Origin of the sequence: Vibrio mediterranei (genome assembly GCF_900088415.1) — a bacterium.
Lineage (GTDB): Bacteria > Pseudomonadota > Gammaproteobacteria > Enterobacterales > Vibrionaceae > Vibrio > Vibrio mediterranei.
Genome location: NZ_FLLQ01000003.1, coordinates 265,620 through 292,452 on the forward strand (window position 1 = coordinate 265,620; position 26,833 = coordinate 292,452).

Genomic DNA, 26,833 nt, shown 5'->3' on the forward strand with positions numbered 1-26,833 from the left:
TTTTCTATTTTGGTGTTCCGGCTTTTGAACTTAGTTATTGGCGTACAACAATTCACTGTATCTATCTAAGGTGTTGAGCCGGTTCTCAGCATTGGCTAGGAAGGTCTGCTTAGCTTTACCTGTTAACGACTTAGACTGCGGCAGTTTTACCGTTCTCGGGTTCTTATGGACGCCATTTACTAAGAATTCATAGTGAAGGTGAGGTCCGGTTACACGACCTGTCCCGCCAAGTGTACCAATAGTTTGACCTTGTTTTACTCGTTGTCCGGTTTTTACGGTTCGCTTCGTCAAGTGCAAGTACTTGGTGATATACGTATTGCTGTGTTTGATGAATACATAATTACCATTGAACTGGTTATAACTGGATTTCTGGACAATACCGTCACCAGCAGCCCAAATTGGTGTACCGACTGGCGCGGCATAATCGGTGCCTCGGTGGGCGCGAACTTTTCCGGTCACTGGGTGGCGACGAGTTGGGTTAAAGTTTGAGGTTACACGGCGAAAATCGAGTGGGGAACGCAAGAACGCTTTCTTCATTGCGCGACCATTTTCGTCGTAATAGTTACCCGTCTTATCGTCTAATATCGCCTTGAAGGTATCGCCTTGGTTTTTAAAAATCGCAGCGATAATTTTGCCACGGCCGATCACTTCTCCTTCCACGACTTTTTCTTGGTATAGCAATTGAAAACTGTCACCGGAGCGAATATCTAACGCGAAGTCGATATCCCAACCGAAAATACCGGCCAACTCCATAATTTGATTAGCAGTTAATCCAGCTGAAATCCCAGCGTTCCAAAAGTTAGATGAAATTTGTGCTTGTGCGTAATTGTATTGATAGTCGACCTCTTTTTTAGCCCAAGTCGAGGTAAATCCGTCATCAGTACGAGTGATCTTGAACGTTTCATAGTCGTTAATCCTACGTTTTAGCTGGATAAAGTCGCTATTCTCGTCGAATCCGAATGTTAGCTTATCTCCCGGTCTCAATTTCGAGAGCTGCTGTTTAATATCGTTATTGGTATAAATTAACTCATGCAGCAAGCGTGGCGACAGTCCTAAACGTTGAAAGAGAATGGCAGCGCTTTCTCCAGAGCGAACAGTATGCTCTTCCCAATTGAGTACAACGGTTGGTGGAATGGCATCACCAATAGGAAAGGCGCTATTGTCAATCGTTAGGGCGTAATGCTTGCCGACTTCAAGTCGGTCATTCCCATCATCCAGCTCAGTTACGTCTGGCAGGAACAAGGCAACAACGATTAGTGCCGTAAAAAAGGCGATGAGCGCACGGTGAAGCCAAGGCAGGCGCTTAAAAACAGATACCATGAGAGTTCAATTCAACATTATTTTTGAAATTTCCTAAACCAATTAGTCTAACTGGTTTCAAAAAACATCGCTATTCAAGTAAGATGTCCAACTATTATATTTTTGCCAAATCTGTGGGAGTGAACAAGAATGGCGAACCTTGAAGCAGCGTTGGCTGAGATCAAACGTGGTGTTGACGAGCTAATTCCAGAAGAAGAACTGATTGCTAAGTTAAAAGAGGACCGTCCTCTACGCATCAAACTGGGTGCCGATCCTACAGCACCAGATATTCACCTAGGTCACACAGTAATTTTGAATAAGTTACGTGCATTCCAAGACCTAGGTCATGATGTGACTTTCTTAATCGGTGACTTCACTGGTATGGTTGGTGACCCAACGGGCAAAAACACGACGCGTCCACCGCTAACTCGTGAAGACGTTTTGCGTAACGCTGAAACGTACAAAGAGCAAGTGTTTAAGATCCTAGATCCAGCGAAAACGACGATCGCATTTAACTCTGAGTGGCTATCAGAACTGGGTGCTGAGGGCATGATTCGCCTTGCAGCTAACCAAACTGTAGCTCGTATGCTAGAGCGTGATGACTTTAAAAAGCGCTATGGCAACAACCAGCCAATCGCAATTCATGAGTTTATGTATCCACTGCTACAAGGTTACGATTCAGTAGCGATGAAAACGGATGTAGAGCTTGGTGGTACAGACCAGAAGTTCAACCTATTAATGGGCCGTGAGCTTCAAAAATCACATGGTCAGAAACCACAGGTTGTGCTGACTATGCCGCTTCTAGTAGGTTTGGACGGCGAGAAGAAGATGTCCAAGTCTGCACACAACTACATTGGTGTCAGCGAAGCGCCGTCAGAGATGTTTGGTAAGATCATGTCTATCTCTGATGAGCTAATGTGGAGCTACTATGAGCTGCTGTCATTCCGTCCTCTAGGCGAGATTGAACAGTTCAAAGCCGATGTTGAGGGTGGCGCAAACCCTCGAGATATTAAGATTCTACTTGCGAAGGAAATCATCGCACGCTTCCATACTGAAGCGGATGCCGATGCGGCTGAGCAAGAGTTCATCAATCGTTTCCAAAAAGGTGCGATGCCGGATGAAATGCCAGAATTCGAATTCGAAGCAGGCCTTCCAATTGGTAACCTTTTAAAAGAAGCAGCACTGGTTAACTCAACATCGGATGCAATGCGCATGATTCGTCAAGGCGCAGTGAAGATCGATGGCGAGAAAGTGGAAGATACTAAGCTAGTACCAGCTGCGGGCCAAGCGGTTTACCAAGTCGGTAAACGTAAGTTTGCTCGAGTGACACTGAAATAATCGGTGATATTGTAAGTGCATTAGTTAGCTCCCTGCCTGCGCAGGGATGACATCTCTAAGATAGAGGAGATGTCTAATATAGATGACATGCCTAAGGTAGATGGCATGATTGAAATATTAGTGTGTGCTTGATGTGCTTTGAAAACCTCCTTCGGGAGGTTTTTTTGTATGTGTCGAACACAATTTTACATACATAAAAAAACAGACGCTTGCGCGTCTGTTTTTCTGTATTTGCTTACATCACGTCTCTAATTATAGAGACTCAGTAAATGTACGAGCGATAACGTCACGTTGTTGTTCTGGAGTTAGCGAGTTAAAACGTACTGCGTAACCAGAAACACGGATAGTTAGCTGTGGGTAGTTCTCTGGGTTAGCAACAGCGTCTTCTAGAGTTTCACGCTTAAGAACGTTTACGTTTAGGTGTTGGCCACCTTCGATGCGAGGTGCAGCTTCGATTGCTACTTCGCGGCTTTCGTATTCGCCTAAGTCGCTAACAGAGATAACTTGGTCAGCTTCAAAACCAGCATTTGCTGCAACGCAACGTGCTTCGTTTTTGTCACCGTCGATCAACCAGATTGAGTTTAGTAGATCGTCATTTGCTGCTTTAGTAATTTGGATACCTTGAATCATCACTATCTCCTAATCCACTTTCAGAGTGGCATTTTTGTGGTGTTAATTTTCAATTCTTGTCGAGCTGGCTTATATATAACCCGTTGTGGGTATTTTAGTATTGATTTAGATCAAAATACAACAAAAAACATTAATGAAGTTGTGGTTAATTTCTTGATTGAAGTCAATCAAACCTTTAAAAATGGTGCTTTAAAATGATATTTTAATAATTAAAAATTATTTGAATTTGCATTTTGTAGTAATAAAACAACAAAATCGCCTTAAGAAGCTTGCTATTTAGGTAAAATCAATGGCTTCCATAACCAAAACTGAAAGTATAAGATCGCTAAATAACAGTTCAAAAACTGTGAACTCGATCAGGTAGTCAATCATATGAAAAAATTTATTGGTGCACATGTCTCCGCCGCTGGTGGGGTTGATAATGTGCCACAAAGGGCAAATGAAATCGGCGCGAACGCATTTGCACTTTTTACTAAGAATCAGCGACAGTGGGTGGCAAAACCGTTGACCGAAGAGGTTATCCAACGATTTAAATCGGAATGCCAAAAGTACGGCTTCCGTGCGGAACAAATTCTTCCGCACGACTCTTATCTCATTAACTTAGGTGCGCCGGAGTTGGATAAACTTGAAAAGTCTCGAGCTGCTTTTATCGATGAGATGGAGCGGTGCCAACAATTGGGGCTTACACTACTTAACTTTCATCCGGGAAGTCATTTAAAAAAGTTGTCTGAGAGTGATTGTTTAGACCGTATTGCCGAATCCATTAACTTAGCGCATCAAGAAGTACCGGATGTCATCGCGGTCATTGAAAACACCGCAGGTCAGGGCACTAACCTTGGCTGGCGCTTCGAACACTTAGCTCACATCATTGATAAGGTAGAAGATAAATCGAGGGTCGGCGTATGTCTTGATACCTGTCATACCTTTACAGCTGGCTACGACTTACGAACTAAAGAGGCATGCGAGCACACATTTTCAGAGTTTGACCGAATTGTTGGCATGCACTATTTGCGAGCCATGCACCTTAATGATTCAAAGATCCCATTGGGAGGTAAGGTCGATAGGCATCACTCGCTTGGTAAAGGAGAGATTGGATGGGCGTGCTTTGAGTACATCATGCAAGATCAACGATTTGATTCTATCCCACTGATTTTAGAAACAATAGAGCCCACTATTTGGCCTGATGAGATCCAACAATTGAGACATTTTTCAATAAATTGCTGATTTTTTCGTGTGCTACATGGCATTTTGGCATCTTTCTTTCATACTATGTTACATGCATGTTGCATAAATGTGTGATTCGATAAGATAGGTGCCATTATGACTCGTCCAGTAACTCCTAGACCAAATGCTACGCGTTCTACTCGCTTTCCGACCCCAAACCGACATATTCATGGTCAAGGTCATTACCGAACACCGCAAATAAAGCATCCTAATCATTGAGCGATAAATAATATAATAAGCACTGCCTCTGGCGAGGAAAAGTGCATGGCGACACGCCAAATTGACAGTAGTGGTGACCCTTCGTTGAGTGATAGACTACCTGAAGTATTCATCTTCAGGGACCCACAATGACAACACTCACATGGCACGACGTAATCGGTAATGAAAAGCAACAAGAGTACTTTCAACAGACCATGGCGTATGTTGAAGCACAGCGTACTCAAAGGAAGGCGATTTTCCCTCCTGCTCAAGATGTATTTAATGCGTTTCGATTTACTGAGTTCTCGGATGTGAATGTGGTGATGTTGGGGCAAGATCCCTATCATGGACCTAATCAGGCTCACGGACTTTGTTTTTCCGTCTTACCAGGCGTAAAGACACCACCTTCTTTGGTCAATATGTATAAAGAGCTCGCTCAAGATATTGAGGGGTTTGAGATACCTGCGCACGGTTATCTGAAGAGCTGGGCAGAGCAAGGTGTGTTGATGTTAAACACGGTGTTGACTGTGGAGCAAGGGCAGGCACATTCTCATGCTAAATTAGGTTGGGAGACATTTACTGACCGAGTTATAGAAGCTTTGAATCAGAACGGTGAAGGCATTGTCTTCCTGCTATGGGGTTCACATGCTCAAAAGAAAGGTAAGATGATAGACCGTAGTAAACATCACGTATTGACTGCGCCTCATCCTTCCCCACTGTCTGCACACAGAGGCTTCTTCGGTAGCGGCCACTTTTCTAAAACAAATCAAATACTTCAAAGTATGGGTAAGCGACCTGTTGATTGGCAACCACGACTTGATTAAGCAATCTTAGTCAATTGGTGGTTTTTCGAGCACCCTCAAAACATGATCCTACTTTCTCTTATACACTTACAAAGAGTATGGAAAATTAGGGAGAAGGATCATGATGATCGAAAGGATTAGACGCGAGCATGGTTATATGGTGCGATTGCTCGCGATTTTAAATCGAAAATTGCACTTACTAGAAAAAGAGCAGCCAATTAACTACAGTATCGTCAAAGAGATTGTCGATTACTTAGCCAATCATTCTGAAAAAATACATCACCCCAAAGAAGACATTCTTTATCACTACTTTATTGAAAAATACGGTGCTCAAGAACAAGTAGAGAACCTTGAGACCGACCATCTAGATCTCTCAGAGAAGACGCATGCTTTTCTAGATGTTGTCGAGATGATTCTCCAAGACTCAGTGGTGCCTCAAGAAGTATTCATGGGGCGTTTATCGGAGTTTATTCAAGACCAAAAACGCCACCTTGATTTGGAAGAACAATCCGTACTGCCTTTGATCGAAAAACGGTTTACTACCCAAGATTGGCAAGTAGTGGAAAGCCAATGGACGGTGACTGAAGACGACCCGGTCTTTGGTGATACGATAGCTGACCGTTACAAACAGCTAGCTGCTCGCGTCAGGCAAAATGATGTCGAAAGTGTTTAGTTTTGACATTTGGAAATGAAAGAACAATAAAAAACCCAAGCTGAGCTTGGGTTTTTTATTGTTAGCGAGGTTGACTCATTTGTTCTAAATACTGCAACCAGTCTGCGGTTTGTGTGGTTGGCTTTTCTCTATGCGCTGCTTGAGCTACCTTGGTCGCCTTGGCGTAATCTTTCAGGCCCACATAGGCTCTCACTTGCAGTAACAGTTTCTCTTGTTGATTAATGCCAGTGACTTTATTGAGCGAACTTAGCGCCTGATTGAATGCGCCTTGCTGAAGCTCCAACCTTGCCACCTCTTCATAGTACTTACCATTAAGCCTTGCTGCAGCTAGCCAAGCCGTTTGAGCGTTGGACCACTCACGAGCCATTTGCCAATGCCTTGCCTGCTTGATAATGGTGTCAATATCGCTCTCTTTAACTTGTAAATTGGCATAGGACTCAGCAGCCTTCTCGGGAATACCTTGCTGAGAATAAAGCTGAGCTTTGCTGACCTGAAGATTCTCTGGTAACTCAATACCAGCGCGTTCGGCGGATACTAAGGTTGCCAGTGCCAATTTGTACTGCCTAGTTTGCATATAGAGTGAGCTCAACTGCTGCCACCACATTAGGTTATCCGGCTGTAACGCCAATAACTTTTGTGTCGTCAAAATCGCACTCTTCAAGCGTTTTAACTGCATCTCACCCGTTAATTGCAAACTTAATGGCTGTAGCTTAGGGGTATTGTCACGCCTGTGATATTCATTAATTGCCGCCAATAAAGGTTTCCATTGCTGCAATAAGTAATGAGTTCGCGCTTTATTGAGCCATACTCCGGTGATTTGGTCTTTGCTGATGTTGTTTGCTTCAGCGGTTTTGGTCAGCTGATTGAAGTGCACTAAGGCCTGTTCAGGTTTATCTTCAGAGAGTAAAAGTTCTGCCAGCATACGTTCCGTTTGCCAACCTTGTTCATCTTCGAATGCCCCCGTATTCACGGCTATTTGCAGCTGTTTAACGGCTTTGTCAGCTTGTTCAGCTTGCCAATAATAGATGCCTAGCATACGTGCCACATACGCTTTGTCGTAATTGGCACTCGGCTTCAGTCCTTCTAAAAGCTTAATGGCTTCGCTTAGTTTATCCTCTTGCTCCAGCTCATAGGCCTTGGAAACTTGCGTTGCTGTTCGCATACCAAGTTGCGGGGCAGCAGCTACGCTAGTGGTCACTAAGAGACTGCTCAGAGCTAGGGCGGAGATAACAAATAGACGCTTTATCATTGATTCAACTTAAACTCTAATTTGACGGTTTGGCCGATGCGCGGAGTCGCTTTGCCATTCACAATCATCGGTTGATATTTCCATTGTTTAAGCGCCACCATCGCCTCACGTTCAAACATTCGTCTTGGTTTTGCTTCTACCACTTGAACATCCGTCGGGCGACCACTTTCATCGATAGTAAAAGACATCACCACATAACCTTCGACATTACGCTGTAATGCGCGACGCGGATAGCGAGGCTCCTTACGGTGTAATGGCATGACCTGCTGGTTTTGACCTATATCTGGAACGGTTGGAGCATTGAGCGCCACGCCCGCCACTTGAGTTGAAATAGCGATGTTGGGTAGTTGCGGTGTACTTGGGGTTTGTACACTTGATACCTGTGAGCTTTGCTCTACCACCGCTGCCGAAGGCGGCGTTGAAGGCATTTTGGGTGGCTCAGGGAGCACACGTTGGCGCCTTGCTGTTTCACTATCTGGTTCCACCATAACTAAATCATAACTCAGCCTTGGCTTATCATCAGGCTTAGCTTTAGGCCCAATATCGATCATCCAACTCATAAAAGAGAACAGGGCAAAAGCTAACGCAGCTGCAAGTGGGACACTAGCCAGTAGTCGAACCATTATGGGCTCTCCGTCGCCAACGCAATTTTCGTGACACCTGCTCCTTTAGCGCTGTCCATCACCTCTACCACAGTGCCATTGAAAGCGTGCTTGTCAGCCTGAATTACCATCGAAGCATTAGGTTGTTCTAACAACAGTTTCTCAATTGTTGCTTGCACACGTTCAACGTCCACGCGACGTTTATCAATGTAGATATCGTTAGCGGAAGTAATGGCCACAAAGATCCCTGCATCTTTCTGGCTAACGGCGTGGCTTGCCTGTGGTCGATTAACATCAACACCAGACTCACGAACGAATGAACTGGTGACAATAAAGAAGATCAACATGATAAATACAATATCGAGCATTGACGTCATATCGATATTGGCTTCTTCGGTCTGTTTTCTACGATGACCTAATCTCATTGAGAGTCTCCTGAGTGAGCCGCATTGGAAGACAAGTGACGTTCACTTCTAAGTAACTGTTCAAGTTGAAGTAGGCTTTTGCTACTCCATTTTTGAATACGTGAATAGGCGAGCATGCCTGAGAGTGCGGCGACCATGCCTGCCATAGTCGGAATCGTCGCCATTGAAATACCAGCTGCCATTAAGCGAGGCTGCGCGCTACCTTGAGCGGCCAGGGTATCAAATACTGTGATCATACCGGTGACAGTTCCAAGTAGTCCTAGCATGGGACACAAGCTAAGTAGGCACTTCAGCAAGTTTAAGTTTTGCTTAAGCTTATTCTCTGCTTCACTTAGCATGGCATTGCGCTGTGACTGAGCGTACCAAGAGTAATGATCTTGGCGTGCTACCCATTTCTCAACCCAGCTTTTTTTCTCGGTAGGAAAGACCTTGGCGAAATAGATCACTCGTTCAAAGGCCACTAACCAAAAAATAAACACCACCGCGGCGAGCCACCATAATACTGGCCCACCTTGCGTCATAAACTGGTTCAGATGCTCGCTACCGGGTAGCCAACTGAATAGGTTATGCGGCATACGCTTCCTTATGCTCAACGGTTTGAACTTCGGCTTGCTCTGCAACAAGACCAACACTCTGACGTTCTAGGATATTGCGAATCGTTTCGGCCTTAGAACTCAGTAAGTTGTGAGCAAGAAGTAGTGGCATCGCAGTAATCAGACCGAGTACGGTTGTGACCAATGCCATAGAGATACCACCCGCCATGACGCGAGGCTCGGCATTACCAAACTGGGTAATAACTTGGAAGGTTTCGATCATACCGGTAACTGTACCTAACAGACCTAGCATTGGTGCCAGAGCTGCCAATAGCTTAAGCATGCTCAGACCACGTTCAAGGTGCTGCTGCTCATCCATGATGGACTCAAGCAGTCGTAGCTCAAGTGCTTCAACATGAAGCTGTTTCTCGCTGTTGTAGACGCTAAGAACACGGCCTAGTGGGTTATCAGTAGGGGTGTTCGGTGATTTTAGTTGTTTGTTGATCTTTTGCTCAGTGGTAATCAGAACAGCTGCTCGATATAGAGCGATGATCATGCCTAGAGCAAAGAGCCCTGCAATGATCTTACCGACAATACCACCGTGTTCGAATCGCTCGGCTAAGGTCGGGTTATCCGCCAGCTGCTTGTAGATATCACCACGGCTTGGGTCGATAAGGGCGGCTGTTTGGCCTGTCACAATACCAGCAGCATCTGCTGAGGTGGGAACGTTTTTAGGAAGGCGAGGGAAATCACTGGCCAACTTGCCATCCCAATCAATAGGACCATGGTCCGACAGTAAAGCAAAGTTGCCTAAACGAACCGCATCGAGTTGGGTGATTTCACCGTTACCCGCAACAAAGGGAACTTGGACGTTGGCGTAGGTCGCGCTGGTGGCTATTTGGGCTTGATAAGCACGCCACAGTCCCGTCAGCTCCTGAATGGATGGCAATGTTTTCGCCGCGACGATACCATTGATGTCAGCGATTTGCTTAGCTTGCTCAGTATTGGCGACAGAATGATCGAGTTCCACTTGAAGCTCTTTGGCTGATTGTCTGACTACGCCAAACAGTTCACCTAAACTGCCTGTTTCTAAATGCAGCTTCTTTTGTTGCTCTGCTAAGGTACGTTCATTATCAGAAAATGCAGTGCTGAGCGATTCAATGCTTGCGTCCAGTTGAGCTTTACGTTTCTCGAGTTCAGCTTTACGGGTCGCTAGTTGCTGCTCTTGCTTCTTAAACTCAGCTTCACGGTTTGCATTGTGCTGACTCTCTTGTTGCTGAGCAGTTTTGGCTTTTGAAGTTAGACTCTCTGCGGCTAAAGAAGGTTGTGCTAATCCAAGGCTTAGCAGCGCAACCATAAGCGGAAATTTATGCAATGATAACGTACGCATTAGCTAGGATCCTGTGTTTGAGTCGCTGGGGTCAATGATACTGGAAGTTCAACAAGCGATGGAGACGCTTGCTTGTGAGCAATAGCAAAGGCTTTGTCAATCTGTGGGGCTAACGCACTATCAACGGCAACCCAGCGGTTTTGGTTGATATCCCATGACCAATATTGGTTTCTGTCTAGACTGCGAGCGACCAGAGAAAGGCGGCCTAAATAAAGCTGCTCAGCTTCAATGTCGTTGCCAACGTGGATAAGGCCTCGGTAACTGCCTAGCTTAATGCCGTAGTCCATTTCAATCTGATACGCTTCTAAAATACGACGGTACTTTTCAGCATCACTGACATCAGCTTGAGGCATCAAAGCCTTCAACTCATCAAGTCTCGCTAGACGCGTATCAATTCGAATTGGTTTGTCCTGCTTAATATGTGCTTCAAGCCCTGCAAGCATTTGATACATCAATGGCACAACACCTTGGCGAGTTGCACTGATTTGCTCTAACTGAGTATCAATACTAGTCATCTCTTCTTCTTGATTAGCAACAACGGCTTGCAAGTGCTTTTCGTATACTTCTAAGTTCGCCACTTCTTGCTCAAGCATCGCGATATCAGACTTCAGTTCAAATGCTTTATCGCTACTTTTGTTGATGCGAGTTTGGCTTTGTGCACTTTGCGTGATGGTTTGCGCCTCGACATTTCGAGCACTATTAAGATCGTTGGCGGTCGCGAAGCTGCTTACGGACAGCAGTGGGAGCGAACACAAGGTCAGGCGAAGAGCCGTTTTGTTCATTTCAAGAGCCTTCTGCTTTCTAGTAGAAAGTACCAGTTATTTAGTTGAATTCGGGTTCCAAATGTCTGCTACTGATTTGCGGAGTTAACGCAGCGAATCGAGTCAGAAAGAATGGCATTAAACGAGTCGTGTTACCGTTTTCATGTCTGCATTGGAAGCGCGGTTATTGTATTGCAACTGCGTGGAGAAATACAGTCTAAATGATATTGATATGAGTTATCATTTGTTATCTCTTAATCAATATCTTGTAACGAAATATCATCAGTTTTTGGTTGAGGATAAATAACTCATATAAATCAATATCTTTACTAATGTTATGTTATTTGTTTTGAGGGCACCCTTGGCAATAATCACCGTCTGCACGTCGGTAATGCATGCAGCAGGCTCGTCGTTGGACGAAATACTCCCCGTCGATGGAGACATCGAGCTGTCCAAAGCGAGTAAGCGGCAATTCCAGAGCCTGTTGCCAATGCTGAAGTTCATGAGCAAAGGTAGGGTGCAGTTGTTCTTTGGTTAGTAGATTTACGCTAACCATATGATTGAGTCCGCGAAGCAACATTTCCATCACAGTGTCAGCAAGCAGCTTCTCTTGAGTGGCTGGGCTCATTCTGCATACGTCACTGAGTTGTCGCGCTAGATCGGCAATAAGTAATTTTAGCTCTTTGGCGGCAATGGCTAAGCGCTGATGTTGGTCGCCAAGTTGCCAATTGTGTTCAGCAAAATCAAATTGCCCAACAACACCATTATCAAGATTTACCGCTTGTTTCATTGTGCTGATTGGCGGTACGTGTTCGGCATAATAAGTAGTGACTAAAGCGATGGTAATTGGCTGCCAAACTAACATGGTCCAAGTACGTGTTTGCCAGTAGACCGCACCAGCTTCGGGATAGTGTTGCTTCCAGTATTGATAAAGCGACTGTACTTCTTGGCGTGATGTTGAATTGGGTTCAATAACGTGTGCTCCCTCTGTCAGTTCAACTAACAGAGGGGAGACTTGTTGTGAGACATGCGTCAACGCCTCAAGGCGTGACGCATGTTGATTAGCGAGTGAGGTTTGCATTAACCATTAAAAACCAAATTTCAACCTAGCAACGATGCGACGTTCGTCATTTGCCCAACAGTTTAATGAGTCATAGCATGTGTATGTTTCGTTATTGAACAAGTTGGTAACCGCAACGGATGCAGATGACCCTTTCATACTGCTTCCTAGTGTGCCTAGGTCATAACCTAAAGATAAGTCGACGACAGTGTATCCCGGAATAGTTCCAGAGTTAGCCGCGTCGAGCTGAGTTTCACCGATGTAGCGCACGCCACCACCAAGAATGGCACCGTCTAGCGCAGTTCCGTAGAAGTTATAGTTAGCCCATAAGTTGGCCATTTGATCTGGTACCCACACCGGTTTTTTACCAATTTGAGTCGGATCGGTATCTTCCGTAATTTCCACATTTTGGTAGGTATAGTTAGCCGCGAGATCTAAACGATCCGTCGCGTACCATTTACTTTCAACTTCGACCCCTTTAGAAACGCTTTCACCGACCTGTATTTGATGCTGCGGTAACGAGCCATTTGGATCTTTGACCAGTGCACCTTTCTTAGTGATATGGAACGCAGCAATATTTAGCATCTTGGTCATGTCGGCAGAGTTGTACTTCACACCCGTTTCCCATTGATGACCTGTGGATGGCTTGAAGGCATTACCGTCTTTATCCGTTCCTGCAACAGGCTCAAAGCTATCTGCGTAGTTGATGTATGGCGATATACCGTTGTCGAACTCGTACAAAGCACCAACACGATATGAGGTGTTATTTTGGTCTAGGGTAGTTGTCGCGCCTGTTGAGTTAGCTGTTGTATCGCTCTTGTAATTGTCAAATCGAACACCAGCGATCATAACTAGGCGGTTAAGACGCATCTGATCTTGTAAGTACAGTCCCAGCTGTTTCGAATCGACTTGGTTGCCGTAATTCGTTGCACTGGCCATCTGCTTTTTGATCTCTTCTTCACTTAGTTGGTTGTTGTCAGGGTTATAGATATCAATGGTTGATGTGGCAACGTCAAAGTAGTCCACTTTTGAATCTAGCTGCTGATAATCCAAACCAATAAGCAAGTTGTGCATCAAGTTGCCAGTATTAAAATTACCGTTTACCTGTGCATCAGACACCCAACCTTTGGACTTTTCATCGGTTAGATAGGCGTTACGACTCAAGGTTCGACCGTCGGCAGCTAAGCCAGTACCGTAGGTATTGTGCTGTAGAGCCGAGCCATCCATGTAGCGAGTATTTACTAATAAGGTCCAGTCATTACTGAATTCATGATTCAGTTTAACCCCGTAGAGGCCGACTTCTTTTTCAAACTTGTTCCAGTTTTGATCGCCGGTGAAGAGGTTTTTGCTGAGATCACCGTTTGGATTAGGCAGTACCGTGCCGTAGCCTGGCATAGAAGTATAAATGCCCGCTTTAGGGTCATTTTGATAGTAGGCATTAAAGTTAATCAGTGTTTTGTCGCTGACGTTCCAATCGACAGAGGGTGCGATTAAGTAACGCTCTTCTTCGGAAGTATCTGCCATACCGTCTCTTTTTAGAGCTTTTCCTAAGAAACGGTAATTAAAGTTGCCATCACCAATCTGGCCGCGAGAATCGATAGTGAACTCTTTGTGAGCGTGAGAACCACCCGCTACGCTAATGTCTGTAGCGCGCTCTTGTGTTGGTCTCTTGGCCACTAAGTTGACCATACCACCAGGAGGCATCGCTCCATAGAGCACGGATGCTGGACCTTTAAATACTTCTATTTGTTCAACAGCGAACGCGTCCACTTGAGGTTGAAGGTTCCATGCATTGTATTGGAGTTGGAGACCGTCGTAATAATTCTGGTAGTTGGTAAAACCGCGTATGTTAAATAGGTCCAGACGACCTACTGCGCCGCCACGCAGCTGAGTATGTACCCCTGGCGTATAGCGTAGAGCCTCGGCAACTGAGTTAACGCCGCGCAGATCAAGTGTTTCTCGATCAATAACCGAGATACTTTGCGGTGTCTCTTCCGGCGTCAATGAAGTTTTAGTGGCAGTATTACGATAAGTCTTACCCAGTACTGTCATTTGCTCGTCAGTTTGAGGTGTTTGACTTGTCTGGTTATCTTCTGCAACTGAAAGTGTAGGCACGGCGATTAGCATGCTTACGGCCACTGCTATTGGGCTAAGTTTTGTTTTTAACATCATAGAAAAAGATTCTTAAAGAGTATGTAAATGTTATTGATAATTACTTTCATTTACAATTCTAAGGATTTTGATTCTGTGATACTTAACAATTTGGTGCAAGTTTTTTCTTGGAAACGATTTGTCGAAAGTACTGCTATAACGATTGAATAGGTAACCAAAACTCCATTTTAGCGTCTTGGCTTTCCAGTTGATAATCTCTTGGATAGCACTCGAGTTCAAACCCCTCCAGACCCATGTAACCTGAGCTTGGGAGCCAACTTTGTAGTACCCACTCGAGTGTTTTTGGAAACGTAGCAGCAGGCCCTACGTGGGTAATGACGGCATACATCTGTGCAGGAATGGTAATGTGTTCAAGTTGTGAAATTTGAGAAAATGCTGGGTTATCACTGGCCGCCCAATACACTAGCTGTGAGTTGGGCAATACTCGCACTGTATCGACAATTCCGTAATAGAAGTGATTTGGGGCTATCGAATGTTGCAGCGCGATTTGAGTAAAGGTGCCCCAAATATCGTGAACTTGCTGACTAAATTGTGGGTTCGCTGCATAGATGGAGTCGATGGGTCCATATACTCCCCAAAACTGAGTTTCTGGTTTGCTTTCTATTCGAACGACTTGCGTTGCGGCTTGATCAAGAGGCAATTCTGGACTCATGACTAGAGGTAGCCTGATACCATTAAGTTTGCCTACTAGGCGATATTGTCTTGGAGAGATGGCAAAAAGCTGCTTGAAGGCACGGCTAAAGCTCACTTCAGAATTAAAACCAAAATCGAGCGCAATGTCGGTGACCTTTTGGTCACTCTTTAAAAGTTGCTCTGCTGCGCGGCTGAGCTTTTGTTCTCGCACGTACTGGGCAAGGTTGTGATTGGTTTGCTCTTGAAACACACGTTGTAACTGCCAGCGAGACCAGCAGCTTATATCGGCAAGTTCAGTGACCGTAAGCGGTTTATCTAAATTCTGATGAATATAATCAACGATCTTTTCGACGCGATTTAGATGAATAGGTTTTCGCTTTGAGACCATAACCGAAGTCAATGTGGTTAAACATCGCACTATCTTGACACTTTTGTCACCGGAGGTCGAATACAACGTACTGTTCGAGAAAAAACAAAACCCTCTATAAAGAGGGTTTTGTATGTTATCACTCATGAAGTTTCAGGCTCTTCATAAGCGAAAATTCTTATTGAGATTGAATCAGTGGTGGTTTAGAGATCAACGTCATCAAGTGAGAAGTCGAGTCCGATATCCATATCGTTCAGTTCTTTTTGTAAGCGCTGTCTGTCTTTAATGGCTTCAATTTCTCGCCATTTCCTTTTTACCGGTTTAGAGCGTCCTGCGCGAGCACGTGGAGCACCTAGTTCCGCAATGTCATCCAGTTCAAAGCCTTCCATAAGCTACCTCTACTATTGTTATTCTCCTCACGGAGACCTTTTAGTACCACATTCCAAGGCAGACTAACTTTGATTTGTTTCTCATTTGTTTCGCAAGTATGAAGTTTTTATGCCATTTTGAATGCAACCTCACACTTTTTAGTAACTCATTTGTCTAAAAAACAACCGATTGAATCACATTATGAAAAAGAAATTGTTCAGTGAGATTGTTAATACCGTGTGCTGAGAAGGGAGTAGATAGCGAATCGTGTGCTACGAGAAAGGTTCTCATTGCGTGATAATGTCTAAAAAGTATTCCATTTGGTAAAACAACGTTCATCCGTTGCTATGTCTAGGCTTGCCCGCAAACAAGCGAATGCAAAGATGATTACTTGCTATGCTTATCTATTGTTAATAAAACAAGTCGAATTTGATAACGGTAAGTGACCAAGTTGCTTTGTAAAGTGTTAACTTTTCGTGATTTTATGGTGAAAAATAACAATAATATACCACTTGTTGCGTATTGATTTTTACGCGCCATGACTGCAAAATCCGCCCGTCAAAAAATAAGCCGACTTGTGTGTCGTTCCCAATGGGTAAGAAATACAAGCTAAGTTGCAGTGAAAAACAGTGAAATTAACAAAACCACATGGATGGGATAACCACGCAATTTAGGACGCACTTGGATGTGCAGCTCGGTACTCTAACTTTAAGTGAGGTTTAAAGTGACAGACGTTATTAATCTAATGAATGATCTTCTTTGGGGATCGATTCTGGTTTACTTACTCGTAGGTGTGGGGATTTACTTTACAGTACGCCTAGGGTTTATTCAGTTCCGCCATTTTGGTCACATGTTCAGTGTGCTAAAGAACAGCCGCAAAGCAGACAGCGCTGGTATCTCTTCTTTCCAAGCTCTTTGTACCAGTCTTGCAGCACGTGTTGGCACCGGTAATATGGCAGGGGTTGCCGTTGCGCTAACCGCAGGTGGCCCAGGTGCAATCTTCTGGATGTGGCTCATTGCCATGCTAGGTATGGCGACATCATTTGCTGAAAGTACGCTTGCACAGTTATACAAAACCAAAGATGACGACGGCAACTACCGTGGTGGTCCTGCTTACTACATGGAAAAAGGTTTAGGCATGCGCTGGATGGGCGTGTTGTTCTCAATCTTCCTGATTATTGCTTTTGGTTTGGTATTTAATGCCGTACAAGCGAATGCTATTGCAAACGCAATGAACACGGCATTTGGCTTCGACCCTATGATTGTCGGTGTTGCCATAGTACTTATATCTGCGTTCGTTATTTTCGGTGGTGTTCGCAAGATTGCTCGTACTGCTGAACTTATCGTTCCAATTATGGCGCTGGCTTATCTTGCGCTTGCGATTGTGGTAATGGTAATGAACCTTGAGAAGGTTCCAGAAGTTATTGCGTATATCTTCAAGAGTGCTTTCGGTCTGCAAGAAGCAGCTGCTGGTGGTCTAGGCTACGCCATTGCACAAGCGATGATTCAAGGTATCAAGCGAGGTCTGTTCTCAAACGAAGCTGGTATGGGTTCTGCGCCTAATGCTGCAGCGTCTGCTACGCCTTATCCGCCACACCCTGCGTCACAAGGTTATGTGCAAATGCTTGGTGTGTTTACCGATACCATCGTAATTTGTAGTGCAACAGTAGCGATTATCCTGATGTCAGGAGAGTACGTGCCTCACGGAGAAGTGACAGGTATTGAACTGACTCAACGTGCATTGAGTTCACAAGTAGGTGAGTGGGGTGGCATTTTTGTTGCTGTAGCGATTTTCTTCTTCGCATTCACATCAATCATTGCTAACTACTCTTATGCAGAAACCAACCTTATCTTCCTAGAGCACAACCACAAAGCGGGTCTTGGCCTGTTCCGTATTATCGTATTAGGTATGGTAATGTTTGGCTCAGTGGCGACGCTGCCAATGGTTTGGGCTTTGGCCGATGTTTCGATGGGCTTGATGGCTATCGTTAACTTGATTGCGATTATCTTACTATCGGGCATCGTGATTAAGCTTGCTAAAGATTACAACAGACAGCTAAAAGCGGGCAAAGTGCCTACATTTGATGCTAACGACTACCCTGAACTTAAGTCTCAACTTGAGGAAGGTATTTGGTATAGCAAAGAGACAGATAACAAGTAATCACTTTTACCTATCTCAAAAATAGATTAAGCCATGCACTATTTGATTGAAGAAAGTGCATGGCTTTTTTTATACTGGGTAAAACCATTATTAAAAAGAGTACAGTCATGCTTATCGTTGTTTCACCAGCAAAGACCTTAGATTACGAGTCACCACTCGCAACTGAGCGATTCACTCAACCAGAACTTGTCGAGCAGTCTGCGGAGCTTATCGAAGTGTGCCGCAAGCTGACGCCTGCTGATGTATCAGCATTGATGAAAGTCAGCGATAAGATCGCAGGACTGAATGTGGCTCGATTTGAACAATGGTCTCCGACATTTACTACCGACAATGCTCGTCCAGCCATTCTGGCTTTCAAAGGCGATGTGTACACGGGCTTAGCCGCAGAGACGTTATCTGAAGATGATTTTGACTACGCACAGCAGCACCTGCGTATGCTGTCTGGTCTTTACGGTCTTTTAAAGCCATTAGACTTAATGCAGCCATATCGTCTAGAGATGGGAACCAAGCTCGCTAACGCACGTGGGACCAACCTTTATCAGTTCTGGGGCAATATTATTACTGATAAGCTGAATGAAGCTTTGAATGCTCAAGGTGATAATGTGTTAATCAATCTTGCCTCGAACGAATACTTTAAAGCGGTAAAGCCTAAGCAGTTAGACGGCAAAGTTATTACTCCGGTCTTTAAAGACTGTAAGAACGGTCAATATAAAGTGATCAGTTTCTACGCTAAAAAGGCGCGAGGTATGATGGCTCGTTATATTATTGACAACCGCATTGACTCTATTGAAAAACTCACCGCATTTGATGTGGCGGGTTACTACTTTGTTGAAGAAGAGTCGACGGCAACAGAGCTAGTTTTCAAGCGAGAAGAGCAGTAAGTTTCTTTTCCTGCTTCGCGTGATTACAGGTTACAACAATGAAAAAAGGCTCTAATGTTTCATCATTAGAGCCTTTTAGATTATTGAGAGAAAGTTAACTTACTTCTTCTTGCCATTTTTCTTTTTCACGGCTTTTTTCTTGTCTTCTTTCTTCTTCTTTTTCTTAAACACAGGCTTTTTGTGTGTAGGACGTAAGCCATCAATAAAGCGCTCTTTTATCAGCTCTTTAGTGTAACGACCTACACGATCCATCATTGGCTGGTCGTGAGCTTCCACAATAGAGATTGCTGTACCTTTTTTACCAGCACGTGCAGTACGGCCAATACGGTGCAGATAAACATCAGCACTGCGTGGTAGGTCGTAGTTGATCACGTGTGAAACGTCGGGAAGGTCAATACCACGAGCAGCAACATCAGTTGCCAGTAGGATATTCACGCTACCGTCACGGAAACGGCTGATTGCATTGTTACGGCGATCTTGAGGCATTTCACCTTGAATCCATGAGCATGGGATTTGTGCACTGTCTAGTTGCTGACGAAGTTCACCTAAGCGTTCACGGGTCTTTAAAAATACGATAGTGCGCTGAGCTTGTTCAGTGAGTATATGCTTGAGCAATGCCAGTTTGTGCTCAGCATTGTCGGCACGGTGATACCACTGAGTGATTTTTTTACGTTCACGCGTTGATGGCTCTGCAGAAATCTCAGCAGGAGCTTTCAGTAGATCGGCAGTGAAGCCTTCTACACCACGACCTTCCAATGTGGCAGAGAACAGTAACGTTTGCTTGCGCCATCGGCATTCTGCAGACAAGCGGTCTACGGTTGGCCCAAAACCAAGGTCGAGCATGCGGTCTGCTTCGTCCAATACCAACCACTCAATCGCGCGGCAATCAAAACGCTCTGATTCGATGTATTCCATCAGACGTCCTGGTGTCGCTACCACGATATCTTGGGTTTGAGCGAGCGTGTCAGCATGAGTGTCGTAAGTCACGCCACCAGTAATGGTAGCAACTTTCAGACGGGTGTGTTTTGCCAGAGCTTTGGTGTGCTCAGCCACTTGCATCGCTAGCTCACGTGTTGGCGTTAAAACTAGAATACGCGCAGGGCCAGCTTTTTTGCGTGGAAAATCCAGCAGATATTGAATCGCTGGAATAGCAAAGGAAGCGGTTTTACCAGTCCCTGTTGGCGCTGAGGCTAAGATGTCTTTGGCATCAAGTGCTTGTGGGATAGCCTGTGCTTGGATCTCTGTAGGGCGGCTATAGCCCATTTCCTCTATCGCTTCTAAAAGGACAGGATCTAAATCTAATTCAGCGAAGGTTCTGATCACTATGGTGTCTCCACAAGACGTAAGTTAGCCCTGAGCAAAAAAACAGCAATCAGGGGAAAAGTAGGGCGGCTATTATACTCAAACAGAGCCAGAGCGCACTTACATTTTAAGGTAAAAGTCTTTGGTTAGGGCAATAAAGTCTTTGGAATAGCCCCCAGTCTCGGAATGAATGATCAAATGCTCTGTATTTAATGAGATTGCTTGTTTGCAAAGGGTAAATAGAAGTCGGTGACACGGCTTTTTTGTTGTCGATTGGATTTGGCAAATTCGGTTTAAATGCCAGCCTTTTTGTTGTGCGATATCAATAAACTGTTCGCCCTCTACTTTAGGCAGAACAAAACTGGCTTCGCCCTCGTCCGATAACAGATTAAAACAGGCATCGAGTAATTGATCGTGAGAGAGTGTATCAGTGTGGCGAGCTGTTGCTCGGTGCTGGTTCTTAGATTGCTTACCACTATTAAAATATGGTGGGTTGCAGATAATGCCACTAAATGACTCAGAAAATGGTGTAGTTAACACATCACTATGAAGAAGAGATACTCTTGAATGCCAAGGTGAGCGATTGATATTGATCTCGGCATCTTGAATCGCCACTGCATCAATATCGATAGAGGTGATTTGAGCGTCGCTATATCGCTGAGCAATCATTAAGGATAATAAACCTGTCCCCGCTCCAATATCCAAAATATGTGTTGAATCGCGGTATTGTGCCCACGCTCCTAATAACACTCCGTCAGTGCTCACTGGCATACCGGAATGACCATCGAAGATGGAGAACTGTTTGAACTGAAAACCTTTGGTTTTTGTTGAGCTAGAAGTCATGGTTTATTTTGTTAATCGTTTGCTTTTGAGTAAATATCACTATTGTTAAATAATTGAGTAGTGATATGTTCTGTCTGTGATCGACTTGTTTGAATTTTAGGTTAGTATAAATAATTGCTTATTTGTTTTAATCTAGAGAATCTAACTGCTTTTTTAAGGTCAAAGCAAATTAATGTAGTGTTTATTTCTACATCTATTGCTTATTGACTAGTGATTCGTCATCATGCCCGCCTTATTTTTACGGTAGAGCAAAGACTCTTCCGGCTAACACACAACATAACAAGTAAGGGCATATCTGTGAAACAGACGTTGAAAACAACAGATATTATAGCAGTCGGCTTTATGCTGTTTGCATTTTTCCTTGGCGCGGGAAACATCATCTTCCCTCCATTGGCAGGTCAATTAGCGGGTGATCATTTATTACCAGCAATGACTGGCTTCCTTCTCACTGCTGTAGGTCTTCCTCTTATTACCATTATTGCCGTTGCAGTGGCTGGGGGCTCATGGGAGCACTTGACTAAGGATCTTCCTAAACGAGCGGCAACATTGATTGCTGTACTCATCTTTATCATTATTGGACCTGCATTTGCAGCGCCACGTACTGGCTTAGTGGCTTATGAAATGGCCGTTCGTCCATTCTTTGCTGACGCTGCTCAAATGCACCTGACTGTGTTCTCAATCCTGTTCTTTGCTATCGCCATGGCATTTGCTTGGTCTCAAGGCAAGTTGATTGATGTGATTGGTAAAGTGCTAACGCCTGTGCTGTTTGTTGGTTTGATTGTGTTGGCTGGCGCGGTATTCATTGATCCTCAAGGTGAAATGATTGCGCCGGTAGGCGATTATCTTACTCAACCTCTGACTAAAGGTTTCCTAGAAGGTTATAACACCATGGATACGTTTGGTTCACTGATGTTCGGTATGTTGATCGTCGATGCGCTTCGCAAGAAAGGCATTACGGAACAAGCGGCAACGACTAAGTATTTAATCAGCTCAGCGCTTATTGCTGCGGCTGGTCTGGCGTTTGTTTATATCTCTCTATTCTACTTAGGCGCGACCAGTGCGACAGTGGCAGCAGGAGCTGACAACGGCGGTGCGATTCTAAGTCAATATGTTCAAGCGCTATTTGGTCCATACGGTCAAATCGTGTTATCAGTAATTGTATTACTGGCTTGTCTAACAACAGCAATTGGCCTGATCTCTGCGTGTTCTGATTACTTCAGCTCACTCACGTCTATCAGCTATCACAAGTGGGTCATCATTATCGGCGTTGCTTGTGCAACCGTGGCGAACATCGGCCTAGCTCAGCTTATTTCGCTGTCTGTACCGGTTCTGTTTGCACTTTACCCAGTAGCTATTGCATTGGTTGCCTTGACGTTTGCACGCAAGAAACTAGCAAACCCTAAACTGGCGTATCGTGTGGTGGTACTTGTTGCACTGACCTTCGCACTGATTGATGCTGCAAAAGTATCGGGTATCGATGTATCGTTCTTCAACGTGCTACCACTGTTTAGTGTTGGTATGGGTTGGGTAATGCCAACATTTGCAGCGATTATCTGCATGTGTTTCATTGGTCGAAATGATCAAGAATTCACGCAAGAAACGGCGTAGTTTACTGATTGATTACAAAAATGGCGCTTCTTATGAAGCGCCATTTTTTATGCGTGAGAATGTACAGAGTAGGGTTTACAGCAGCTCTTGGTACTCGACTAATATCTGTTCACACCAGGTTGCAATGCGTTCGTCACTGAGTTCGTATTGAGAGTCTTCATCTAATGCTAAACCAACAAACTGGCTGCCATCTTCCGTTAAAGCTTTTGACGCATCAAATTCGTACCCAACATTAGGCCAGTAGCCAACGAATTTCGCTCCAGTGACCTTTAGTTCATCGTGAAGCATGCCCATTGCATCAAGGTACCATTCACCATAGCCTTCTTGATCGCCAAGACCGAATAGGGCAACCACTTTTCCTTGCAGTGATATGCCAGAAACTTGATCCCAAATCGCGCCCCAGTCTTCTTGAATTTCACCAAAGTCCCAAGTCGAAATACCAAGAATTAACAGGTCATAGTCGCTCATATGAGAAATAGGCGTATCTTTTACGTTGAAAATGTCGACGATGTCTGGACCTATAATCTCGCGAATTTTCTCCGACGCCATTTCGGTATAGCAGGTTGACGAACCGTAAAACAAACCTATTTTCATCATTCTTTCTTGCTGTCGTTCTATATGATTCGAGATTCTACCCTTAATCTGACCATCTTTGCAGCGCTTATTCATCTTCTATAGGTTTTTTATGGCATTATCGTTTCTTCTCGCATACTCTGTTGAAAGTACTGTATAAACATCCAAGAGGTGGTTGTGAGCGACGTAAATATCCAAGATCAAGGCTTAGTGGAGCAATTTTTAGACTCCATGTGGATGGAGCGAGGGCTGTCTGAGAATACCCTTTCTTCGTATCGCAATGATCTCTTTAAGCTATTGAAATGGATGAATGAGCACAATTACCGACTAGACTTTATTAGCCTGTCGGGATTGCAGGAGTATCAAACGTGGTTAATGGACCAGAATTATCAGCAGAGCTCACGGGCAAGAATGCTCTCTGCTATTCGTCGTTTGTTTCAATACCTCCATCGTGAAAAGCTGCGCTCCGACGACCCAACGTCACTATTGGTGAGCCCTAAGTTACCCAAACGATTACCGAAAGATTTGACGGAAGATCAGGTGACCGCTTTATTGGAAGCGCCAGATCCTAATGATCCCATTGAGCTTCGTGATAAAGCAATGTTGGAGTTGTTGTATGCTACGGGGCTACGTGTGACTGAACTGGTTAGTCTAACCATGGAAAACATCAGTTTGCGTCAAGGCGTGGTGCGAGTGATTGGTAAGGGCAATAAAGAGCGCTTGGTGCCAATGGGTGAAAATGCGATTGATTGGATCAGCGAGTTTATTGAAAAAGGGCGTCCGGCCTTACTCGGAGATAAAACCTCTGACGTTGTATTCCCAAGTAAACGTGCAAGGCAAATGACCCGGCAAACCTTCTGGCACCGTATTAAGTTTTACGCCGTATTGGCGGATATTGATACCGAATTGCTTTCACCGCATGTTCTTCGCCACGCTTTCGCGACGCACTTATTGAACTATGGCGCTGATCTTCGTGTCGTACAGATGTTGTTAGGGCATAGTGACTTATCGACCACACAAATTTATACTCACGTAGCAACAGAACGATTGAAAAATATTCATAGCCAGCATCATCCAAGGGCTTAACTTAACGTTTTTTATACAAAGGTGATTTTAATGAGCGTAATGCGCCGTTTGACTCTACTTACTCTTCCACTTTTTGTAACTGCTTGCGGTGCGGAAGAAACACAAGCAACTCCTCAAAAAGCGGAAACGGTGGCGGTTGCAGCCGTGCAGGCTGATGAGGCTGCTATTAAGGCTCGATTTGCCAAGATTGGTATCGAAGTCGATGAGATTGTTGCTTCAGACATTAATGGTTTGGTAGAAATACGCACTGCTGGAGGCGTTCTGTTTGCTTCGCCAAACGGCGAGCACTTTATTGCTGGGACACTGTACTCTTTGGATGAAAACGGTAACTACAAAGACGTCATTGCTGAGCGTCAGGCTCCAATTAATGCGGAAAAAATCGCGCAGTTTAGCGATAGCATGATTGAGTACAAAGCCAAAGACGAAAAATACGTTGTGACCATCTTTACTGATATTACTTGCGGCTACTGCGTTCGTCTCCACAGTCAAATGCAGGGTTATAACGATCTAGGTATCACAGTACGTTATCTTGCTTATCCACGCCAAGGCGCAACAGGTCCAGTGGCAGAGCAAATGGCGAAAATCTGGTGTTCAGAAGACCCTGCAGCGGCAATGCATGATGCTAAAGTCAACCGTCAAGAGCCTCAGTTTGATGGTGACCTAAAACAGTGCAAAGAAACAATAGCTAAACATTACAACTTAGGGCGTGAGCTAGGCATTAGCGGTACACCTGCTATTTTCCTACCAAACGGTGAAATGGTTGGTGGTTACTTACCACCAGCTGACCTTCTTAAGCGCCTAGAGCAAATCAAATAACTATTAGGATAAGGGCTCGATAATACGAGCCCATTTTTGTTTATGATAGAAATTCAACGTCGTCCTGAAGTCGATATTTCCGCTTTACCTGATTCCATTCCTCCGCTGCTAAGACGCCTGTATTTATCGCGAGGTGTTACCGATATTGCTCAGCTAGAAAAAACAGCACGCGGCCTTATTTCATACCAACAATTGGCTGGTATCGATGCAGCTGTTGCTTTGCTGTTTGAAGCGATTAAGCAACAAAAACGCATCATCGTTGTGGGTGATTTTGATGCCGATGGCGCGACGAGCTCCGCGTTATCAGTTCTAGCTCTGCGAATGCTAGGCAGTCGAAATGTCGATTATTTGGTGCCAAACCGCTTTGAAGATGGCTATGGTTTAAGCCCTGAAGTAGTGGACCAAGCAATCGAAATTGGCGCAGAAGTGATCATGACCGTTGATAATGGTGTGTCTTCGATTTCTGGCGTGCAATACGCTAAAGACAATGGCTTACAAGTGTTGGTCACCGACCACCATTTACCGGGTGCAGAACTTCCCAATGTGGATGCCATGGTGAATCCAAACCTTAATGAATGCGGCTTTCCTTCTAAGGCATTAGCTGGTGTTGGCGTGGCATTTTACCTCATGATGGCGCTTTGCGTGTTCATGCGTAAACAAGGTTGGTTTGCCAAGCAAGGTATGGCGGAACCTAAGCTCATGGAGCTCATTGATTTAGTTGCGCTTGGTACAGTCGCAGACGTAGTGCCATTGGATGAAAATAACCGAATTTTGGTGCATCAAGGTTTGCAGCGTATTCGTGCTGGTAAGGCTCGTCCCGGTATACAAGCGTTAATTGAAATCGCCAAACGCGATGCGCGTAAATTGGTGGCATCAGACTTTGGTTTTGCGTTAGGGCCAAGAATTAATGCCGCAGGACGACTTGATGATATGTCGTTTGGCGTTGAATTGCTGATGTCCGATAACATTCATGCAGCACGACGTATGGCGAGTGAACTTGATGGTTTGAACCAAACTCGTAAAGATATTGAAGAAGGTATGAAGCAAGAGGCGCTGGCGTTTTGTGAGCGTTTGCAAATCAGTGATAAATCCGAGCTTCCTTACGGTTTAGCCCTGTTTCAGCGAGATTGGCACCAAGGCGTTATTGGAATTCTAGCATCTCGAATTAAAGATAAATTTCATCGACCTGTTATTGCGTTTGCTGATGGCGGAGAAGGAACCATCAAAGGCTCTTGCCGTTCCATCCAAGGACTACATATGCGAGACGCTTTGGATCGAATCGATACGCAAAATCCGGGACTTATCTTGAAGTTTGGTGGGCACGCCATGGCGGCTGGTCTGACTATCATGGAGAAAGACTACGAACGTTTCAGTAAGTTGTTCGATGAAGTGGTTCGTGCTGAGTTAGGGGATACCGCACTAAAAGGCATTATATTGTCTGATGGCGAGTTAACACCTGAAGAGTTCTCTATGCACACGGCGGAGCAGCTTCGTGCCGGTGGACCTTGGGGTCAAGCGTTCCCCGATCCGCTGTTTGATGGTGAATTTAAAGTGCTCCATCAAAAGCTGGTGGGCGAAAAACACCTAAAACTGATGGTTGAGCCAATGCACAAAGGGTTTGGCACTAATATTATGTTGGATGCAATAGCCTTCAACGTAGATTTACGCCGTTGGCCAGATGCTTCAGTGAAAACGGTTACGTTGGCATATAAATTGGACATTAACGAATTTCGCGGAAACCAATCGTTACAGTTGATGGTAGACCATATAGAACCTCGCTAGAACTGGATATTTTAGGTCAAGGAAGTTCGATATTTTTCTGTATCTTCGTCACATT

Annotated in this window: 25 protein-coding genes; 10 read left to right on the top strand and 15 right to left on the bottom strand. The window is 44.6% G+C overall.

Annotation, left to right across the window (positions count from 1 at the left end; translation table 11 throughout):
• Window positions 1–30: 30 nt before the first annotated feature.
• Window positions 31–1,320 (bottom strand): peptidoglycan DD-endopeptidase ShyC, encoded by a 1,290-nt coding sequence (gene shyC, locus VME0621_RS11120; protein WP_062456770.1) that lies wholly within the window; start codon window positions 1,318–1,320, stop codon window positions 31–33.
• A gap of 129 nt (window positions 1,321–1,449) precedes the next feature.
• Here shyC and tyrS point away from each other — a divergent pair, with 129 nt between their 5' ends.
• Entirely contained in the window at window positions 1,450–2,637 is a 1,188-nt protein-coding gene (tyrS, locus tag VME0621_RS11125; RefSeq protein ID WP_062456773.1) for a tyrosine--tRNA ligase, read from the top strand.
• 252 nt (window positions 2,638–2,889) lie between these two features.
• Here tyrS and grcA read toward each other — a convergent pair whose 3' ends face one another.
• Entirely contained in the window at window positions 2,890–3,267 is a 378-nt protein-coding gene (gene grcA / locus VME0621_RS11130; RefSeq protein WP_031494358.1) for an autonomous glycyl radical cofactor GrcA, read from the bottom strand.
• Between the two features lie 372 nt (window positions 3,268–3,639).
• Here grcA and nfo point away from each other — a divergent pair, with 372 nt between their 5' ends.
• The 3 genes from nfo to VME0621_RS11145 all read left to right on the top strand — a co-directional run bounded on the left by nfo (window position 3,640) and on the right by VME0621_RS11145 (window position 6,165).
• Window positions 3,640–4,491: a deoxyribonuclease IV gene (gene nfo, locus VME0621_RS11135; RefSeq protein WP_038225560.1), complete on the top strand. Its 852-nt coding sequence runs from the start codon at window positions 3,640–3,642 to the stop codon at window positions 4,489–4,491.
• Between the two features lie 347 nt (window positions 4,492–4,838).
• A complete protein-coding gene (ung, locus tag VME0621_RS11140) occupies window positions 4,839–5,513 on the top strand; it encodes a uracil-DNA glycosylase (RefSeq protein ID WP_062456775.1) in 675 nt (224 codons plus the stop codon).
• Between the two features lie 100 nt (window positions 5,514–5,613).
• Window positions 5,614–6,165, top strand: a complete 552-nt coding sequence (locus tag VME0621_RS11145; RefSeq protein WP_006075429.1) for a hemerythrin domain-containing protein — start codon at window positions 5,614–5,616, stop codon at window positions 6,163–6,165.
• A 61-nt stretch (window positions 6,166–6,226) separates the two neighbouring features.
• On the opposite strand, the gene VME0621_RS11150 is transcribed toward VME0621_RS11145, so the two are convergent.
• The 10 genes from VME0621_RS11150 to VME0621_RS11195 all read right to left on the bottom strand — a co-directional run bounded on the left by VME0621_RS11150 (window position 6,227) and on the right by VME0621_RS11195 (window position 15,746).
• Complete coding sequence (locus VME0621_RS11150; protein ID WP_197498254.1) at window positions 6,227–7,363, bottom strand: tetratricopeptide repeat protein; 1,137 nt, start codon at window positions 7,361–7,363, stop codon at window positions 6,227–6,229.
• 47 nt (window positions 7,364–7,410) lie between these two features.
• Complete coding sequence (locus VME0621_RS11155; protein WP_006075431.1) at window positions 7,411–8,037, bottom strand: energy transducer TonB; 627 nt, start codon at window positions 8,035–8,037, stop codon at window positions 7,411–7,413.
• Entirely contained in the window at window positions 8,037–8,441 is a 405-nt protein-coding gene (locus VME0621_RS11160) for an ExbD/TolR family protein (protein WP_006075432.1), read from the bottom strand. The genes VME0621_RS11155 and VME0621_RS11160 overlap by 1 nt, the downstream gene beginning before the upstream one ends.
• Window positions 8,438–9,016, bottom strand: coding sequence for a MotA/TolQ/ExbB proton channel family protein (locus VME0621_RS11165; protein WP_062456778.1), 579 nt, complete (start codon window positions 9,014–9,016; stop codon window positions 8,438–8,440). The genes VME0621_RS11160 and VME0621_RS11165 overlap by 4 nt, the downstream gene beginning before the upstream one ends.
• Window positions 9,006–10,349, bottom strand: a complete 1,344-nt coding sequence (locus VME0621_RS11170) for a MotA/TolQ/ExbB proton channel family protein (protein ID WP_442478147.1) — start codon at window positions 10,347–10,349, stop codon at window positions 9,006–9,008. Before VME0621_RS11170 ends, VME0621_RS11165 begins: the two co-directional genes overlap by 11 nt.
• Before the next feature lie 14 nt (window positions 10,350–10,363).
• Window positions 10,364–11,146 carry a DUF3450 domain-containing protein gene (locus VME0621_RS11175; RefSeq protein ID WP_062456784.1) on the bottom strand — a complete coding sequence of 261 codons (783 nt, stop codon included), beginning with the start codon at window positions 11,144–11,146 and terminating at the stop codon, window positions 10,364–10,366.
• A 319-nt stretch (window positions 11,147–11,465) separates the two neighbouring features.
• Window positions 11,466–12,206: a siderophore ferric iron reductase gene (locus tag VME0621_RS11180; RefSeq protein ID WP_062456787.1), complete on the bottom strand. Its 741-nt coding sequence runs from the start codon at window positions 12,204–12,206 to the stop codon at window positions 11,466–11,468.
• Between the two features lie 6 nt (window positions 12,207–12,212).
• Entirely contained in the window at window positions 12,213–14,357 is a 2,145-nt protein-coding gene (locus tag VME0621_RS11185) for a TonB-dependent siderophore receptor (RefSeq protein WP_197498255.1), read from the bottom strand.
• Between the two features lie 133 nt (window positions 14,358–14,490).
• Window positions 14,491–15,378, bottom strand: a complete 888-nt coding sequence (locus VME0621_RS11190; RefSeq protein ID WP_062456790.1) for a helix-turn-helix domain-containing protein — start codon at window positions 15,376–15,378, stop codon at window positions 14,491–14,493.
• Between the two features lie 182 nt (window positions 15,379–15,560).
• Window positions 15,561–15,746: a DUF3545 family protein gene (locus VME0621_RS11195; RefSeq protein ID WP_006075440.1), complete on the bottom strand. Its 186-nt coding sequence runs from the start codon at window positions 15,744–15,746 to the stop codon at window positions 15,561–15,563.
• 704 nt (window positions 15,747–16,450) lie between these two features.
• On the opposite strand from VME0621_RS11195, the gene VME0621_RS11200 reads away from it, so the two are divergent.
• Window positions 16,451–17,887, top strand: a complete 1,437-nt coding sequence (locus VME0621_RS11200) for an alanine/glycine:cation symporter family protein (protein ID WP_038225549.1) — start codon at window positions 16,451–16,453, stop codon at window positions 17,885–17,887.
• Between the two features lie 107 nt (window positions 17,888–17,994).
• Window positions 17,995–18,768 (top strand): peroxide stress protein YaaA, encoded by a 774-nt coding sequence (yaaA, locus tag VME0621_RS11205; protein WP_038225586.1) that lies wholly within the window; start codon window positions 17,995–17,997, stop codon window positions 18,766–18,768.
• A gap of 99 nt (window positions 18,769–18,867) precedes the next feature.
• Here the strand turns inward: yaaA and srmB are convergent, their stop codons facing one another.
• The gene (gene srmB, locus VME0621_RS11210; RefSeq protein WP_006075412.1) at window positions 18,868–20,091 is read right to left on the bottom strand and encodes an ATP-dependent RNA helicase SrmB; all 1,224 of its coding nucleotides are present in this window, start codon (window positions 20,089–20,091) and stop codon (window positions 18,868–18,870) included.
• 99 nt (window positions 20,092–20,190) lie between these two features.
• The gene (locus tag VME0621_RS11215) at window positions 20,191–20,913 is read right to left on the bottom strand and encodes a tRNA1(Val) (adenine(37)-N6)-methyltransferase (protein ID WP_062456792.1); all 723 of its coding nucleotides are present in this window, start codon (window positions 20,911–20,913) and stop codon (window positions 20,191–20,193) included.
• A 297-nt stretch (window positions 20,914–21,210) separates the two neighbouring features.
• Between VME0621_RS11215 and brnQ the strand changes: the two genes are divergently transcribed.
• On the top strand, window positions 21,211–22,521 hold the full coding sequence (gene brnQ, locus VME0621_RS11220) for a branched-chain amino acid transport system II carrier protein (protein ID WP_006075410.1): 1,311 nt from the start codon (window positions 21,211–21,213) through the stop codon (window positions 22,519–22,521).
• A gap of 75 nt (window positions 22,522–22,596) precedes the next feature.
• Here the strand turns inward: brnQ and fldB are convergent, their stop codons facing one another.
• On the bottom strand, window positions 22,597–23,115 hold the full coding sequence (gene fldB, locus VME0621_RS11225; protein WP_062457033.1) for a flavodoxin FldB: 519 nt from the start codon (window positions 23,113–23,115) through the stop codon (window positions 22,597–22,599).
• 150 nt (window positions 23,116–23,265) lie between these two features.
• Here fldB and xerD point away from each other — a divergent pair, with 150 nt between their 5' ends.
• The 3 genes from xerD to recJ are packed head-to-tail and all read left to right on the top strand — an operon-like array spanning window position 23,266 to window position 26,778.
• A complete protein-coding gene (gene xerD, locus VME0621_RS11230; protein ID WP_370736768.1) occupies window positions 23,266–24,180 on the top strand; it encodes a site-specific tyrosine recombinase XerD in 915 nt (304 codons plus the stop codon).
• 30 nt (window positions 24,181–24,210) lie between these two features.
• Window positions 24,211–24,996 (top strand): bifunctional protein-disulfide isomerase/oxidoreductase DsbC, encoded by a 786-nt coding sequence (dsbC, locus tag VME0621_RS11235; RefSeq protein ID WP_062456797.1) that lies wholly within the window; start codon window positions 24,211–24,213, stop codon window positions 24,994–24,996.
• Between the two features lie 42 nt (window positions 24,997–25,038).
• Window positions 25,039–26,778, top strand: a complete 1,740-nt coding sequence (gene recJ, locus VME0621_RS11240; RefSeq protein ID WP_062456800.1) for a single-stranded-DNA-specific exonuclease RecJ — start codon at window positions 25,039–25,041, stop codon at window positions 26,776–26,778.
• Window positions 26,779–26,833 lie beyond the last annotated feature (55 nt).

Excerpts from the sequence above, each read along its gene's own strand:
- VME0621_RS11190 (WP_062456790.1), bottom strand. The coding sequence starts at position 15,378 with ATGGTCTCAAAGCGAAAACCTATTCATCTAAATCGCGTCGAAAAGATC.
- yaaA (WP_038225586.1), top strand. The coding sequence starts at position 17,995 with ATGCTTATCGTTGTTTCACCAGCAAAGACCTTAGATTACGAGTCACCA.
- grcA (WP_031494358.1), bottom strand. The coding sequence starts at position 3,267 with ATGATTCAAGGTATCCAAATTACTAAAGCAGCAAATGACGATCTACTA.
- VME0621_RS11180 (WP_062456787.1), bottom strand. The coding sequence starts at position 12,206 with ATGCAAACCTCACTCGCTAATCAACATGCGTCACGCCTTGAGGCGTTG.
- ung (WP_062456775.1), top strand. The coding sequence starts at position 4,839 with ATGACAACACTCACATGGCACGACGTAATCGGTAATGAAAAGCAACAA.
- VME0621_RS11155 (WP_006075431.1), bottom strand. The coding sequence starts at position 8,037 with ATGGTTCGACTACTGGCTAGTGTCCCACTTGCAGCTGCGTTAGCTTTT.
- VME0621_RS11145 (WP_006075429.1), top strand. The coding sequence starts at position 5,614 with ATGATGATCGAAAGGATTAGACGCGAGCATGGTTATATGGTGCGATTG.
- VME0621_RS11185 (WP_197498255.1), bottom strand. The coding sequence starts at position 14,357 with ATGATGTTAAAAACAAAACTTAGCCCAATAGCAGTGGCCGTAAGCATG.
- fldB (WP_062457033.1), bottom strand. The coding sequence starts at position 23,115 with ATGAAAATAGGTTTGTTTTACGGTTCGTCAACCTGCTATACCGAAATG.
- tyrS (WP_062456773.1), top strand. The coding sequence starts at position 1,450 with ATGGCGAACCTTGAAGCAGCGTTGGCTGAGATCAAACGTGGTGTTGAC.
- VME0621_RS11215 (WP_062456792.1), bottom strand. The coding sequence starts at position 20,913 with ATGACTTCTAGCTCAACAAAAACCAAAGGTTTTCAGTTCAAACAGTTC.
- nfo (WP_038225560.1), top strand. The coding sequence starts at position 3,640 with ATGAAAAAATTTATTGGTGCACATGTCTCCGCCGCTGGTGGGGTTGAT.
- VME0621_RS11175 (WP_062456784.1), bottom strand. The coding sequence starts at position 11,146 with ATGAACAAAACGGCTCTTCGCCTGACCTTGTGTTCGCTCCCACTGCTG.
- shyC (WP_062456770.1), bottom strand. The coding sequence starts at position 1,320 with ATGGTATCTGTTTTTAAGCGCCTGCCTTGGCTTCACCGTGCGCTCATC.
- dsbC (WP_062456797.1), top strand. The coding sequence starts at position 24,211 with ATGAGCGTAATGCGCCGTTTGACTCTACTTACTCTTCCACTTTTTGTA.
- VME0621_RS11165 (WP_062456778.1), bottom strand. The coding sequence starts at position 9,016 with ATGCCGCATAACCTATTCAGTTGGCTACCCGGTAGCGAGCATCTGAAC.
- VME0621_RS11160 (WP_006075432.1), bottom strand. The coding sequence starts at position 8,441 with ATGAGATTAGGTCATCGTAGAAAACAGACCGAAGAAGCCAATATCGAT.
- recJ (WP_062456800.1), top strand. The coding sequence starts at position 25,039 with ATGATAGAAATTCAACGTCGTCCTGAAGTCGATATTTCCGCTTTACCT.
- VME0621_RS11195 (WP_006075440.1), bottom strand. The coding sequence starts at position 15,746 with ATGGAAGGCTTTGAACTGGATGACATTGCGGAACTAGGTGCTCCACGT.